This is a genomic window from Vibrio gazogenes, assembly GCF_023920225.1.
Taxonomy (GTDB): Bacteria; Pseudomonadota; Gammaproteobacteria; order Enterobacterales; family Vibrionaceae; genus Vibrio; species Vibrio gazogenes.
Genome location: NZ_CP092587.1, coordinates 2,302,242 through 2,316,686 on the forward strand (window position 1 = coordinate 2,302,242; position 14,445 = coordinate 2,316,686).

Genomic DNA, 14,445 nt, shown 5'->3' on the forward strand with positions numbered 1-14,445 from the left:
CCTATTGTGCAGATAACCAATTCATTAACACGTGTCGTATATCTTTCTGCACCAGCGCTAACGGTTGCTCTGCAGAAATCACCTGAATTCGTTCATCATGATTTGCTAACTGTAAATATCGAGCCCGAGTCCGCTCAAAAAAACTCATATCCATTTTTTCAATACGATCAAGTTCTCCGCGGCCTCTGGCTCGCTCCAGCCCAATTTCAGGATTGATATCAAGATAGAGCGTGAAATCTGGTTCAAACTGCGCCAGAACCGATTCTTTTAACGTTTGAATCATTGCAGGGTCAATCTGCCGTCCGCCCCCCTGATAAGCCTGAGAAGACAAATCATGCCGATCACCAATCACCCACTGTCCAGCGTTGAGAGCGGGTTTGATAACGCCTTCAACGAGCTGTACTCTGGCGGCATAAATCAGCAATAATTCAGTCATATCATAGATGACCTCTCCCTCATGCTCTTCCTTGACGAGACGACGTAATTTTTCAGCAATCGGCGTTCCTCCCGGCTCTCGTGTTTTTACGACAGAAGAGACACCAAAATCTTTCAGCGTATCAACCACGGTTTGGATCGCTGTGCTTTTCCCGGCACCTTCTAACCCTTCCACTACAATAAATTTCGCTTTCATTTCTTCGTTCTTAATTGTTTTAAATAACGTTTTACCGCAGCATTGTGTTCCGCCAATGATTTAGAAAAAACATGGCCGCCATTCCCACTTGCGACAAAATAAAGATAATCACTGACTTCAGGGTTCAACGCGGCATGAATTGCTCCCCTCCCCACTATTGCAATCGGGGTCGGTGGTAAACCGCGAATCACATAAGTATTGTAAGGTGTGGGTGTGAGTAAATCTTTTTTCCGGATATTCCCATCATATCGTGAACCCATTCCATAAATGACCGTCGGGTCGGTCTGTAACCTCATTCTCTTATTGAGTCGATTAATGAAGACAGAGGCAATCCGTTGTCTCTCATCTTTAATCGCTGTTTCTTTCTCAATAATAGAAGCTAATGTTAATGCTTCGTAGGGGGAACGCAAAGGTAAACCATTTTGTCGGTTCTCCCATGTATGCTGAAGTACCGAGTTCAGCTTTTGATTTGCACGTTTCAAAATGTCTATATCACTGGTACCAGCCGTATAGTGATATGTCTCTGCAAGGAATAAACCTTCTAATTTTGGTTTATCTATCGACAATCGCTTTGCAATTTCGGCTTCAGACATTGACTGGATTTCATGTTTCAGATGAGACTCAGTTGCCAACTTCTTCAAGACATCATGAAAACGGCTGCCTTCAATCAGAGTAATCGTGAATTGATATTCATCTCCGGCGGTAAACCGTTGTAGTACATTGTGCAATGTCTCTCCTGACTGCACTTGGTAAGTCCCAACTTTAATTTTAGCCAGTGCGGGATAGAATCGATGCATCAAATGAGCAGCAATAGAAGGGTGTAACCAAGATTTGTCTTCAAAAGATCTCAGAACAGAGCGCAATGACTCACCCTGATGAATCGTCACAAATTGCTGCTCCGTTGGCAATTGAAGTGACTGAGTGAGGTAACTATCTACTTTCTGATAAAAAATGATAACACTACCAACCACGACCAACGCAACGAGACAGCATCCAAATAATATTTTTTTTAACACCAGTTCACTCTCTTTTGTAAATCTCGCACCCGCTCTCCCAGCACAAAGCACGCTGATTGAATCTGAACAACAGGTGCAACCCCCAAAATTGAATTCGTCATAAAAATTTCATCAGCACCAAGCAGATCATCCAGAGAAAAGTGACTGATATTGAGCGCGATCCCCTGCTGAGTCGCAATATCGAGTACCACTCGTCTCATCACTCCGGCAACACCAGCCAATGTTAAATCCGGTGTATGGAGCACATTATCCCGAAACCAGAATAGATTTGCCATTGTTGTCTCAATCACTTGATCGTACAAATCCAGCGCAACCGCATCCATATAACCGGATGTCTCAGCTTCAGCTTTGAGTAAAATTTGTTCTAACCGATTATTATGTTTATGCCCAGCCAACAATGGATTATGCCCGAGACGTCGCTGGCAGACACCTAACTGAATGCCATCTGAAATCAATGCATCATAATGTTTCGGATAATCAAATGACTGGACCGTGACCCGCGGTGAGGGAATTGTGCTAGGGCTATATCCTCGCCCCCCACTCCCACGGCTGATATGAATTTTGATGCCGGCTTTGGGAGTCATCACCACAACCTGATTGATCCAGCGCGCGACTTCATCCCAATCCGGATATGGGATTTGTAATATATTCAGGCAATCTTCCATTCTTTGCTGATGATACAGCCAGTGCTGCATCTGGCCGTCGATAGTTAGAATCGTTGAAAAACAACCATCACCATATTGAAAAGATCGGTCATCCGCAGGTATCGATGAAACTGGCATCCCGTCAATCAAAATCATATCTGCATCCTACAAAAAGAAAACGGCTTAATGCTATGCATCAAGCCGTATCAATACAAGTGGATAAGTGACAACTTACACTTTTTTAAAGATTAAAGTGCCATTGGTTCCACCAAACCCGAAAGAGTTACAAATCGCATATTCCATATTGACTACCTGACGCGCAGTGTTCGGTACTAAGTCAATATCCAAATCATCTTCCGGATCATCGAGGTTAATGGTCGGCGGAACGATTTGATCGACAAGCGACATGATAGTGATGATGGTTTCAACGGAACCGGCCGCACCGAGAAGATGCCCTGTCATCGATTTTGTCGATGATACAAGTACCTGCTTGGCACCTTCCTCACCTAACGCACGTTTCACACCTTTTAATTCAGCAAGATCACCCGCTTGTGTCGACGTTCCGTGGGCGTTGATATAACCGACTTGAGTACCGGTAATTCCTGCATCACGAAGTGCCGCTTCCATCGCCAGTGCACCACCAGAACCATCTGCACTTGGTGAAGTCATGTGGTAAGCATCACCAGACATGCCAAAACCGACTAATTCTGCATAAATTTTTGCACCGCGAGCTTTCGCGTGTTCATATTCTTCAAGCACGATAACACCGGCACCATCACCAAGAACAAACCCATCGCGCCCTTTATCCCATGGACGAGAGGCTTTCTCAGGTTCATCATTGCGAGTTGATAATGCTTTTGCTGCGCCAAATCCAGCGATACCGAGCGGTGTTGATGCTTTTTCTGCACCACCAGCAACCATTGCATCAGCATCACCATACGCGATCATTCGAGCAGCATGTCCGATATTGTGCAACCCTGTTGTACAGGCAGTGGAGATAGCAATATTTGGTCCGCGTAATCCACGCATGATTGATAAATTTCCGGCAACCATATTCACAATTGTCGAAGGCACAAAGAAAGGACTGACCCTACGTGGCCCTTTATCAACCAAAACCTGATGACCAGCCTCAATCAGATCTAAACCACCAATACCAGAACCGATCGCAACACCAACTCGTGCTGCATTTTCTTCGTTTATCACAAGACCTGAATCGTCTAATGCTTGTATACCCGCGGCTATACCATATTGGATAAATAAATCCATTTTTCGGGCATCTTTTTTAGACATATAGTCTTCACAGTTAAAGTTCTTCACTAATCCTGCAAAACGAGTTGAAAAGCCTTCAGTATCAAAGTGCTCAATGTTAACAATGCCACTTTTTCCTGCAAGCAAGGCTTTCCAAGAAGATTCTACTGTGTTGCCTACTGGCGATAACATCCCCATACCAGTAACAACGACACGACGCTTGGACACAATCATATTCTCCGGAATTGAAAAGTTCTATAGAAGAGATGAGACGAGTTAATTAAAACTCAGGCGGCCAGATAGCCGCCTGGAGAGATAGATTACTGAGCGCTATTAACGTAATCGATCGCAGCTTGAACAGTTGTGATCTTCTCAGCTTCTTCATCAGGAATCTCAGTGTCGAATTCCTCTTCAAGAGCCATAACCAACTCAACTGTATCCAGGGAATCAGCACCTAGATCTTCAACGAAAGAAGCTTCGTTTTTAACTTCTGCTTCGTCTACACCTAGCTGTTCAACAATGATTTTCTTTACGCGTTCTTCGATGTTGCTCATTTTTCTTTTCCTTTACAGATTTCGCTTAATGCGATGTCCCGTAGTTTATTAGAACTAGGGAAAGTTGCAAGAGGGTCATCGCTGGTCAAACCACAATTTTTACGATTTTAACCGAAGTTCAGACCATTTTTGATATAAATCATGCATAAATACTAAACACTCATGATGATAATGCTTATAAACATCGATAATTGCATTTTATCCACTTTTACAAACACTTTCATCATCGGCTTAGATCATATACATGCCACCATTGACATGTAACGTTTCTCCACTGATATACGCTGCTTCCTCAGAAGCTAAAAACGCAACAGCCGTTGCAATTTCACGAGGAGAACCTAATCTTCCTGCGGGAACTTGAGCGAGTGTAGCAGCTCTTTGCTCATCATTCATAGCGTTTGTCATATCAGTTTCGATAAAACCAGGTGCAACAGTATTGACTGTAATACCACGAGAAGCAACTTCTCTAGCCATCGATTTACTAAAACCAATTACACCTGCTTTCGCAGCAGAATAGTTTGCTTGCCCTGCATTCCCCATGGTTCCCACAACAGAGCCCACATTGACAATACGGCCACAACGTTTCTTCATCATGCCACGTAAAACAGCCTTTGAAAGACGATAGATAGAAGTCAGGTTAGTGTCCATGATTTCTAGCCATTCTTCATCTTTCATGCGCATCAGTAAGTTATCACGAGTAATACCGGCATTGTTCACGAGGATGTCGATCACCCCGAATTCTTCACCAATAGCCTTCAGAACTGACTCGATAGAATCAGGATCTGTGACATTCAGTTTGAAGCCTTTACCCTTTTCACCTAAATACTCACTGATTGCAACAGCACCATTGTCACTGGTTGCAGTCCCGATAACCGTTGCACCACGTTCTACAAGCAATTCAGCAATAGAACGACCAATACCTCGGCTGGCACCTGTAACCAATGCAATCTTACCGTCTAGACTCATGAAATTACTCATGTTTCTTTTCCCTATGATGACTGAACTGAATTCAATGAAGCAGTATCATTTACTGCCTCTGCAGCCAGTGTTTTAACAATTCGTTTTGTCAGGCCCGTCAGAACTTTTCCCGGCCCCACTTCAAATAATTTTTCAATACCTTGATCATGCATTTTTTGTACAGTTTCAGTCCACCGAACTGGATTATACAATTGACGAACAAGCGCATCTTTGATCTTTTCCGGATCGCTTTCAGCAATCACATCAACATTATTAATCACTGGGATTTCAGGTGAATTGAATGTCATCGCTTTCAATGTCTCAGCAAGCTTGTCCGCTGCTGGCTTCATCAATGCACAGTGAGACGGTACTGAGACTGGTAATGGCAGAGCACGCTTCGCACCCGCTTCTTTACAAAGTTCACCTGCCCGTTGCACGGCATCTTTTTCACCGGCAATCACGACTTGTCCCGGAGAGTTAAAGTTTACCGGAGATACAATCTGTCCATTTGCAGCCTCGATACATGCATTCGCAATAGCATTATCGTCGAGACCAATGATAGCAAACATCGCACCACTGCCGGCAGGAACAGCTTCCTGCATCAGCTGACCACGTAATTCAACTAATTTGATTGCTTGGTTAAAATCAATCACACCAGCACAAACCAAAGCAGAATATTCACCAAGACTATGTCCGGCCAATATTGTTGGCATCTCTAATCCCAAAGATTGCCACACCCGCCAGATTGCAACCGAAGCAGCAAGCAATGCAGGTTGAGTCCGAAAAGTTTGATTCAGGTCTTCGGCCGGTCCATTTCGCACCAGTGACCATAGGTCATATCCCAAGGCATCAGATGCTTCAGCAAATGTCTGTTGAACCACATCATATTGCTCACCCAGTTCGGCAAGCATCCCAACCGTTTGTGAACCTTGACCGGGAAACACAATAGCAAATTTGCTCATTTTTCATTCCTTTTGCCAAACAATCCCCGCCACGGAGCATAATCACGCCATGCTATGGATTGTTTTCAGTATTAAAATACGACGAGTGCAGAACCCCACGCAAAACCACCGCCAAAAGCTTCCAACAATAGTGTCTGACCACGTTGGATGCGACCATCCCGAACAGCTTCATCTAAAGCAGTGGGTACTGAGGCCGCTGATGTGTTGCCATGCCGGTCTAAAGTCACAACAACCTGGTCCATCGACATGGAAAGCTTTCGTGCCGTTGCAGAGATAATTCTCAGATTGGCTTGATGAGGAACCAACCAATCCAGTTCCGCTTTATCCATTTGATTTGCTGCCAATGTATCTTTAACAAGCTGCGACAATTGATTCACTGCCACTTTAAAGACTTCATTTCCAGCCATATAGACCCATTTATCAGAATCACCGCCAGATTGTGGCGTTTCCAAAGACAACAGCGAGCCATACTCACCATCGGAATAAATGTGAGTTGATAGAATTCCGGGCGTTTCACTGCGACCAAGCACAACAGCACCAGCCCCATCACCAAAAAGAATAATGGTTGAACGATCAGTCGGATCACAGGTTTTTGATAATACATCAGAACCAATGACAAGAATGTTTTTACACATCCCTGACTTGATATGTTGATCGGCCACTGACAGAGCAAACATAAACCCTGAACAGGCTGCCGCTATATCAAAAGCCGGGCATCCTTTGATACCAAGCTGTGCCTGAACCTGACAAGCTGATGAAGGAAATGAATGACTACCACTGGTGGTCGCAACGATAATCATATCGATATCATCTTTAGAAACAGCTGACATCTCCAACGCCTTTACCGACGCCAAATAAGCCATGTCGGCTACCGTTTCATCTTCTGCAGCAACACGCCGTTCTTTGATTCCTGTGCGTGTAACAATCCACTCATCACTCGTTTCTACCATTTTCTCTAAATCTGCGTTAGTTCGCACCTGAGATGGCAGGTAGCTGCCTGTACCTAATATTTTGCTATACATGAAGACTAATAATGCCTCTCGAGTAAAACTGCTTCTAATCGTTCGCTAATACGACTGGGTACTTGCTCTTTAATTTCGTGTACCGCTTCTCCTATCGCATTGGCGAAAGCGGATATATCAGCACTACCGTGACTTTTCACCACAATGCCACGCAATCCTAACAAACTTGCTCCGTTATAGTGGTCGGGGTTCAGGTTTTTTAATCCAATAAATAGCTCAGAAAATAATTTTCTTGCGATCCAACCCTTTATTGATGAACCAAACATTTTATTTCTTAGCTGATCAATAAATAGCTGGGCCGTCCCCTCACAGCTTTTCAAACAGACATTGCCAACAAAACCATCACAAACCACAACATCGGTCAGATCGTTGAATATTTGATTGCCTTCAACATTACCAATAAAATGGATTGACTGTGTTTGTCTTAGCATATCAGCGCATCGTCTGACAAAATCATTACCTTTAATGTCTTCTTCACCAACATTCAAGACAGCAACTCGCGCCTTATGTCCCAAATGCACTTCTGCCAAAGCACTTCCCATAACAGCAAACTGAAATAGAGAATCAGCATCACAGGAAACATTTGCGCCTAAGTCCAACATCCACAAACGCTTTCCTGACACTGTCGGAAGCGCGGAAATCAACGCAGGTCGATCAATCCCGGGAAGCAACTTCAAACGAAAGCGTGAAAGTGCCATCAGCGCGCCAGTGTTCCCTGCACTGACACATGCATCAGCAACTTGCTCTGTCACCAAGTCTATCGCCATTCCCATAGAGCTATGCATAAAACGTCGCAGAGCAAGAGAAGGTTTTTCTGAATTCGAAATGACTTGATCACTATGAACAATGCTCACGCGTGAGCTGTCAGAGTAACCTAACTGAGACAATTGAAAGGTGATTGCGTTCCGATCACCGACCAAAATCACTTTTAGCGCTGGGAAACGCGACAGTGCCTGCACGGCGGCAGGCACTGTTACGCGAGGTCCGAAGTCCCCGCCCATTGCATCAAGTGCAACGGTATAATATTGCAAAGGTCAACCTTACTTGTTGATTACCTTTTTGCCACGGTAGTAACCATCTGCGGTTACATTGTGACGTAGGTGAGTTTCACCTGAAGTTGCATCTACAGACAAAGCAGCTGTAGTCAACGCATCATGTGAACGACGCATACCACGCTTAGAACGTGTTTTACGGTTTTGTTGTACGGCCATGGACCCTACTCCTATGTTAATGAATGCTCAGCGATAAAAACTAGCGCTTCAAGCTCTTTAATACGTCAAATGGATTCGGTTTATCTTCCGGAACTTCATCAGGAATATCACCAAATACCATATTGTCTGAATCAACACGACAGTCTGATTGATCATGCATCGCGACTTGGGGTAAACCAATGATGAACTCGTCTTCAACCAATTGAATCAGGTCTACTTCACCGAACTCATTCCGATCTACCAAATCGTATGATTCCGGTGCATCTTCACTTTTCTTCCCTAAATTTGGGGTATAAGTGAAATCCACATCACAATGGTGTGGAAAAACCTCATTACAACGTTGACACTGCAAATCAACTTCGATGCTAGCTTTACCAGAGATAACAACGAGTCGCTGCTCATCAAACCCAAATGACAATGAGACGTCAGCGTCACATTTTACGCCTTCGACTGCTTCCTCTAAGCGCTTAAAAAGACCGACTTGAATGATACCATCATAGTCGAGTCGTTTCTGAGCCGCTTTTATCGGATCAACCGTTCGCGGGATTTTTACCTTTTGCATAGGGTGCGAATATTATCTTCCAAATTAAATTTAGTCAAAGAAAAAGGGAAAAAAGTTAGCTTTTTTTCGCCATTCCGATCCACTTACGGTGATCTCCATAGCATTATCATATATTCTCGGCACAACACCAAAGAATTCATTAAATATCTATATGAGCCATTACCAACTTATTTTAGCTTCTACCTCCAAATATCGGCGCCAGTTGTTGGAAAAAATAGCCATCCCCTTTCTTTCTATCGCCCCGGAGTGTGATGAAACACCATTGACTGATGAATCACCACAAGCACTGGTTCAACGTTTAGCACGACAAAAAGCACAAAGCTGTCCTCAAAAACAACCGAGTCTGGTCATCGGCTCAGACCAAGTGTGTGTTGTGCAAGGGCAAATCGTCGGGAAACCACAGACTAAAGAACACGCGATTCAGCAATTGATGGCACAATCTGGGGATAAAATCACCTTTTATACGGGGCTTGCGGTATACAACAATGTCACCGGGACAACCCAATGTATTGTTGATCAATTCCATGTCCACTTCCGGCAATTAACGCACAGTCAGATTGAACGTTATGTTGAAATGGAACAACCGCTTGACTGTGCCGGTAGTTTCAAAAGCGAAGGTCTGGGTATTGCTTTATTTAAGCGCTTGGAAGGCGACGATCCCAACGCACTGGTGGGATTACCTCTGATCAAACTCATCGACTTACTTGAAGCGGAAGGCATGACGGTGCTATGAACGTAGCTGTGCCAACACTCTCTCAAGCTTCTTCTCCATCGGTGCCACAATTTCCATCGTTTCACCGCTCGTTGGATGAATAAAACGTATCTGTGCCGCGTGTAAAAAGAGCCGATTCAGTCCTAATTTCCCGGTATAGGCATCAAAGCGGGGATCGCCATAGCGGTCATCCCAAGCAATCGGATGGCCTGCATATTGCGTATGCACTCGAATCTGGTGAGTCCGGCCAGTCACGGGACTCGCCTGAATTAATGTTGCCTGAGAAAATACTTCGATAACTTTAAAACGAGTTTCTGAAGCCTTCCCTTGCGGATTCACTCGAACAATACTATTGACTTCGTTTTTTAACAGAGGTGCATTGATTTTCCGGCATTTAGCTTCCCACCGCCCCATCACAAGAGCGTTGTAGTACTTCTGAACTGACTTATCCCGAAACTGAGCTTGTAAATGACGAAGAGCTGAGCGCTTTTTCGCGACCAACAGGATGCCCGAAGTATCTCGGTCAATTCGATGAACCAATTCCAGAAAACGGGCTTGCGGCCGAAGTGCCCGTAATGCTTCTATCACGCCAAACTTTAACCCACTTCCACCGTGAACGGCAGTACCCGAGGGCTTGTTCAGCACGAGTAACGCATCATCTTCAAATAAAATACACTGCTCTAATTCCGATACTTTTTCCAGTTTGGTACTCAATGGTTCTTGTGGCGTATCGCTCTGCGGTAATGTCACAGGTGGGATCCGGATAACATCACCGGGTTGTAATTTATATTCAGGCTTGATCCGTTTCTTGTTCACACGCACTTCACCTTTACGCAGAATACGGTAAACGACACTCTTCGGAACATCTTTCAATTTATTACGCAGGAAGTTATCAATTCGCTGGCCGGCTATATCTTCATCAATATTGACAAACTGGACTTGGGTTCTGATTTCGCTCATTTGTTCATTGTTTATAAAAATTTGCTTATTGTTTATAAAAAGAAGTTGCTGATACAGGCGATCCGATCAACCTAGCGCTTCATCACTGAGCATAGTAGTTTACTGGGATAGCAATATTGGCTTAAAAGCGCGCATCATACTATCTTGATGTTCGATATCATAGTGATAAATATTTTGCTATTCCTGCCTTCTCGTGCCTTAATCTCGAACAAACGCATGTCAAAACTGCAATTTATCAATGATCTCAGCTTCCATAGCCCATTTTTTTGGGTTTATTTTTTATAAAGCAGATTGCTGAAATACGTTGCCACTGCTATAGTCCATAGCTGCAATAGACAAACTGGCAACGTTTTAACTCACAGCGCCATGTTTTGAGCAATTTTGGGTAGAAACTTACGGTTCTTTGTATGCTGCAAATGGCGTAAGACAGACATGACCGTAACTTCTTATTGTTCTACTCATCGTCATTCATGTTGAGTATCTACCGCACACTGCGGCTTATCACTGGTGAAACAATCAGCGGGTGAGGACTGAAGTGCCTTTTTGAGCGTCCCTTCCAGCCGAGAGGCTGCAAGCAAAGCCATGGGATCAGGCACCATGAAGACGAAATACAAGCAATAAGAACAACAAATAATCAAAACAAAAGAAATACAACGAGATTTTTAAATGAAAAGAATGTTAATTAACGCAACTCAAAAAGAAGAGTTGCGTGTCGCGCTGGTCGATGGTCAGCGACTTTTCGATCTGGATATAGAAAGTCCTGGACACGAATCAAAAAAAGCTAATATTTACAAAGGAAAAATCACCAGAGTTGAGCCAAGTTTGGAAGCAGCATTTGTTGATTATGGTGCTGAAAGACACGGTTTCCTTCCTCTCAAAGAAGTGGCGAAAGAATATTTCCCAGCCGGATACACTTATCAAGGACGTCCTAGTATTAAGGAAGTTCTGAAAGAAGGTCAGGAAGTCATCGTTCAAATCGAGAAGGAAGAACGCGGTAGTAAAGGTGCTGCACTGACAACATTTGTCTCTCTGGCTGGTAGTTATTTGGTTCTGATGCCGAATAATCCTCGTGCCGGTGGGATTTCCCGTCGTATCGAAGGCACAGAAAGAACTGAGTTGAAAGAAGCACTCAGTACACTCGAACTTCCTCAAGGTATGGGCCTGATTGTCCGTACCGCAGGTGTGGGCAAAAGTGCTGAAGAGTTAGAATGGGATTTAAATGTTCTGCTCAATCACTGGGGTGCGATTAAACAGGCTTCCGACTCTAATCCTGCACCCTTTCTGATCCATCAGGAAAGTAATGTTATTGCACGTGCAATTCGCGATTATCTACGTCGTGATATAGGCGAAATCTTGATCGATAGCAATACCATTTACGAACGTGCACTAGAACATATTCGCCTCGTACGTCCCGACTTTGTTAATCGGGTGAAGAAGTATGAAGGTGAAGTGCCGCTATTCAGTCATTATCAAATCGAAAGCCAAATCGAATCCGCATTCCAGCGTGAAGTCCGTTTACCTTCCGGTGGCTCGATAGTTATCGATCCGACAGAAGCACTCACATCTATCGATATCAACTCTGCTCGTGCAACTAAGGGTGGCGATATCGAAGAGACAGCGCTGAATACCAATCTGGAAGCTGCTGAAGAAATCGCCCGTCAACTTCGATTACGAGATTTAGGTGGCCTTGTGGTCATCGACTTCATTGATATGACGCCGGTTCGTCATCAACGTGAAGTTGAGAATAAACTTCGAGAAGCCGTTCGTGTAGACCGTGCCCGAGTTCAGATTGGTCGCATCTCCAGATTCGGACTACTTGAAATGTCCAGACAACGCCTGAGTCCTTCTCTGGCAGAGGCAAGTCACCATATTTGTCCTCGTTGTTCTGGGACAGGCGTTGTTCGGGATAACGAATCTCTTGCACTCTCTGTGCTGCGATTGATTGAAGAAGAAGCACTGAAAGATAATACCTCACAGGTACTTGCAGTTGTTCCTGTACCGATTGCATCTTATTTATTGAATGAGAAACGTCGCTCGATCAATCACATCGAGCGAATTCAAGATGCCAAAATCACCATCGTGCCGAATTCTGATATGGAAACACCTCATTTTGAGGTCATCCGAGTCAGAGAAGGTGAAGAACAGGAAATGCTGTCTTACCTCGTACCAAAACGAATGGACAGCATTCGTGAGGCTGAAAATAAAGATGTTGTCGAACCTGAAGTGAAACAGCGACGAGTCGAAGAGCCTGTATTAAAAGGATTTGCTGCGCCAACGACATCAGCGCCTCAACCTAAAGCGCCTCAGGCTCCAGCCCAAGATCAAGACACACAGAAGAAAAGTGAACCGAAAGAACCAACACAACCGGGGCTGTTCAGTCGCTTTATGAAAGGCTTGACGAACCTGTTCTCCGGTTCGGAGTCGGCCCAGCCAGAAAAATCGGTCACTGAGACAGAAAAACCAGAACAGGAACAACGTACAGAGAACAGAAAACCTCGTCGTTCCCGTGAACGCAATTCTGAGCAACGTAGACGTCCACGTCAGCAATCTCAGGATAGCAACAAGTCCAAATCAGATAATGCGGACTCAGCAGAAGTAAAACAGCAAACTTCTGATGAGAAGAAACCGACGAAGTCTCAGCCTCGTAAACCAAAACAGGAAAAGCAGGATAAGCGCGGGAATAAAGATAAAAATTCTGCGACCAAGTTAGCCGAGGAAGGACAAAAAATTGCTCAGGATGCACAATCCGAAGCGAAGAAAGACCCGCGGGATACTCAAGAAAAAGCAGTGGTCGAGAAAGAGCGTCGCCAACGCCGCAAACTAACCAAACAGGTTCGTCTTCAGTCTCAATCGGCTGACGAAACGTTGGTAAGTCATGAGCGTGTGTCTGAACAGGATGCGTTGAACCAAGACGTTACCCCGGTGACTGTTAACGAACAGCCATCAGCATCACCTGTGCAGCCATCATCGGAAGAGATGCAACAGCATCAGACCTCGAATAATAATGATGCGAATGAAAACGCGAATACCGAAGAGCCTAAACAGCGCCGGAGTCGCCGTTCACCTCGCCATTTACGTGCAAATGGACAACGCCGTCGCAGAGGAAGAGAACGCAGACCAAACCCATTCCGCTTACGGAAAGGCGGTGTTGCATCTCCGGAAATGGCGATGGGCAAAGTGATGCCAAGCTACGGTTTGATGAAGAAATCCACACCACAGACGCAAACGGTTAAACCCGAGCAATCACTGGCTCAGCCGGAAGCACCGGAACAACTCAGCGGCGTTGCATTCCCAGAAATGGCAATGGGTAAAGTGATCATTCGTTCCGCGACTGAATCCACAACACCGGAAATTGCTACATCAGAGAATGCACCGAAAGTGACAACAGAGAACACCGCTTCTGAAACTGTCAGTGTTCCTGAAGTCGCGAATGTTGTGACTCAAGATGCGGATCAAACTTCAAGCGAAACCGTAACCATAACGGCAACAAGCACAGGCGATACACAACCATCCCCTGCGCCAGTTGAAACGGAAATCACCAGTGAAATCACTGCTGAACCAGCAGAACAGCAAGAAGTTCCGGAGAATAATAGCTCTCGTGAAATGCCAGAACAAACTCAGGAAAGCGTAGAGCAACCTGTACAGCCAGTACCAGCAAGCGTCATAGCAGTGAAAGGCCATGCATTTTCACCAATGACAAAAGCTCCCGGAAGCGGCGAACTCATACAGGTTCTTCTTGAAGCAGCACCTTTGCGAGAACAACGCTATCCATTAAAAGGCGCTGGTAGTCATGCTGCAACCGACCATGCAAGTTCGGCAATGGCAAAACCACTACCGTTATCCTGAATCGCGTTACGTAAACATTCATCTTCAAAGAGCTGCACTTAGCAGCTCTTTTTTTATCGAATAACCATGATAGCTGACAGATAAACCCATTCAGTCATGGGACACCAACCAATCACCAAT

Annotated in this window: 14 protein-coding genes; 2 read left to right on the forward strand and 12 right to left on the reverse strand. The window is 44.7% G+C overall.

Going from position 1 to position 14,445, the window contains the following annotated elements; translation table 11 throughout:
- Window position 1 precedes the first annotated feature (1 nt).
- From tmk to yceD, 11 genes are all read right to left on the reverse strand, one after another.
- Window positions 2-631 (reverse strand): dTMP kinase, encoded by a 630-nt coding sequence (gene tmk, locus MKS89_RS10175; protein ID WP_072956907.1) that lies wholly within the window; start codon window positions 629-631, stop codon window positions 2-4.
- A complete protein-coding gene (gene mltG / locus MKS89_RS10180) occupies window positions 628-1,650 on the reverse strand; it encodes an endolytic transglycosylase MltG (RefSeq protein WP_106406934.1) in 1,023 nt (340 codons plus the stop codon). The genes tmk and mltG overlap by 4 nt, the downstream gene beginning before the upstream one ends.
- The gene (gene pabC, locus MKS89_RS10185; RefSeq protein ID WP_072956902.1) at window positions 1,641-2,447 is read right to left on the reverse strand and encodes an aminodeoxychorismate lyase; all 807 of its coding nucleotides are present in this window, start codon (window positions 2,445-2,447) and stop codon (window positions 1,641-1,643) included. The genes mltG and pabC overlap by 10 nt, the downstream gene beginning before the upstream one ends.
- A gap of 75 nt (window positions 2,448-2,522) precedes the next feature.
- The gene (fabF, locus tag MKS89_RS10190) at window positions 2,523-3,767 is read right to left on the reverse strand and encodes a beta-ketoacyl-ACP synthase II (protein WP_072956996.1); all 1,245 of its coding nucleotides are present in this window, start codon (window positions 3,765-3,767) and stop codon (window positions 2,523-2,525) included.
- Between the two features lie 92 nt (window positions 3,768-3,859).
- The gene (gene acpP / locus MKS89_RS10195; protein ID WP_014204679.1) at window positions 3,860-4,093 is read right to left on the reverse strand and encodes an acyl carrier protein; all 234 of its coding nucleotides are present in this window, start codon (window positions 4,091-4,093) and stop codon (window positions 3,860-3,862) included.
- A gap of 231 nt (window positions 4,094-4,324) precedes the next feature.
- A complete protein-coding gene (fabG, locus tag MKS89_RS10200; RefSeq protein WP_072956901.1) occupies window positions 4,325-5,059 on the reverse strand; it encodes a 3-oxoacyl-ACP reductase FabG in 735 nt (244 codons plus the stop codon).
- A gap of 23 nt (window positions 5,060-5,082) precedes the next feature.
- Window positions 5,083-6,012, reverse strand: a complete 930-nt coding sequence (gene fabD, locus MKS89_RS10205) for an ACP S-malonyltransferase (RefSeq protein ID WP_072956898.1) — start codon at window positions 6,010-6,012, stop codon at window positions 5,083-5,085.
- Window positions 6,013-6,083: 71 nt separating this feature from the next.
- A complete protein-coding gene (locus MKS89_RS10210) occupies window positions 6,084-7,034 on the reverse strand; it encodes a beta-ketoacyl-ACP synthase III (protein ID WP_072956896.1) in 951 nt (316 codons plus the stop codon).
- Window positions 7,035-7,039: 5 nt separating this feature from the next.
- A complete protein-coding gene (plsX, locus tag MKS89_RS10215) occupies window positions 7,040-8,065 on the reverse strand; it encodes a phosphate acyltransferase PlsX (protein ID WP_072956893.1) in 1,026 nt (341 codons plus the stop codon).
- Window positions 8,066-8,074: 9 nt separating this feature from the next.
- Window positions 8,075-8,245 (reverse strand): 50S ribosomal protein L32, encoded by a 171-nt coding sequence (gene rpmF, locus MKS89_RS10220; protein ID WP_021019534.1) that lies wholly within the window; start codon window positions 8,243-8,245, stop codon window positions 8,075-8,077.
- 40 nt (window positions 8,246-8,285) lie between these two features.
- Window positions 8,286-8,807: a 23S rRNA accumulation protein YceD gene (yceD, locus tag MKS89_RS10225; RefSeq protein ID WP_072956890.1), complete on the reverse strand. Its 522-nt coding sequence runs from the start codon at window positions 8,805-8,807 to the stop codon at window positions 8,286-8,288.
- Window positions 8,808-8,958: 151 nt separating this feature from the next.
- Here yceD and MKS89_RS10230 point away from each other — a divergent pair, with 151 nt between their 5' ends.
- On the forward strand, window positions 8,959-9,540 hold the full coding sequence (locus MKS89_RS10230) for a Maf family protein (RefSeq protein ID WP_072956889.1): 582 nt from the start codon (window positions 8,959-8,961) through the stop codon (window positions 9,538-9,540).
- Here the strand turns inward: MKS89_RS10230 and rluC are convergent.
- A complete protein-coding gene (rluC, locus tag MKS89_RS10235) occupies window positions 9,535-10,479 on the reverse strand; it encodes a 23S rRNA pseudouridine(955/2504/2580) synthase RluC (RefSeq protein WP_072956887.1) in 945 nt (314 codons plus the stop codon). The two genes, MKS89_RS10230 and rluC, sit on opposite strands and share 6 nt — an antisense overlap.
- A gap of 666 nt (window positions 10,480-11,145) precedes the next feature.
- Between rluC and rne the strand changes: the two genes are divergently transcribed.
- Window positions 11,146-14,325: a ribonuclease E gene (gene rne / locus MKS89_RS10240; protein ID WP_072956886.1), complete on the forward strand. Its 3,180-nt coding sequence runs from the start codon at window positions 11,146-11,148 to the stop codon at window positions 14,323-14,325.
- Window positions 14,326-14,445 lie beyond the last annotated feature (120 nt).

Excerpts from the sequence above, each read along its gene's own strand:
- tmk (WP_072956907.1), bottom strand. The coding sequence starts at position 631 with ATGAAAGCGAAATTTATTGTAGTGGAAGGGTTAGAAGGTGCCGGGAAA.
- pabC (WP_072956902.1), bottom strand. The coding sequence starts at position 2,447 with ATGATTTTGATTGACGGGATGCCAGTTTCATCGATACCTGCGGATGAC.
- acpP (WP_014204679.1), bottom strand. The coding sequence starts at position 4,093 with ATGAGCAACATCGAAGAACGCGTAAAGAAAATCATTGTTGAACAGCTA.
- fabG (WP_072956901.1), bottom strand. The coding sequence starts at position 5,059 with ATGAGTCTAGACGGTAAGATTGCATTGGTTACAGGTGCCAGCCGAGGT.
- fabD (WP_072956898.1), bottom strand. The coding sequence starts at position 6,012 with ATGAGCAAATTTGCTATTGTGTTTCCCGGTCAAGGTTCACAAACGGTT.
- MKS89_RS10210 (WP_072956896.1), bottom strand. The coding sequence starts at position 7,034 with ATGTATAGCAAAATATTAGGTACAGGCAGCTACCTGCCATCTCAGGTG.
- rpmF (WP_021019534.1), bottom strand. The coding sequence starts at position 8,245 with ATGGCCGTACAACAAAACCGTAAAACACGTTCTAAGCGTGGTATGCGT.
- yceD (WP_072956890.1), bottom strand. The coding sequence starts at position 8,807 with ATGCAAAAGGTAAAAATCCCGCGAACGGTTGATCCGATAAAAGCGGCT.
- MKS89_RS10230 (WP_072956889.1), top strand. The coding sequence starts at position 8,959 with ATGAGCCATTACCAACTTATTTTAGCTTCTACCTCCAAATATCGGCGC.
- rluC (WP_072956887.1), bottom strand. The coding sequence starts at position 10,479 with ATGAGCGAAATCAGAACCCAAGTCCAGTTTGTCAATATTGATGAAGAT.
- rne (WP_072956886.1), top strand. The coding sequence starts at position 11,146 with ATGAAAAGAATGTTAATTAACGCAACTCAAAAAGAAGAGTTGCGTGTC.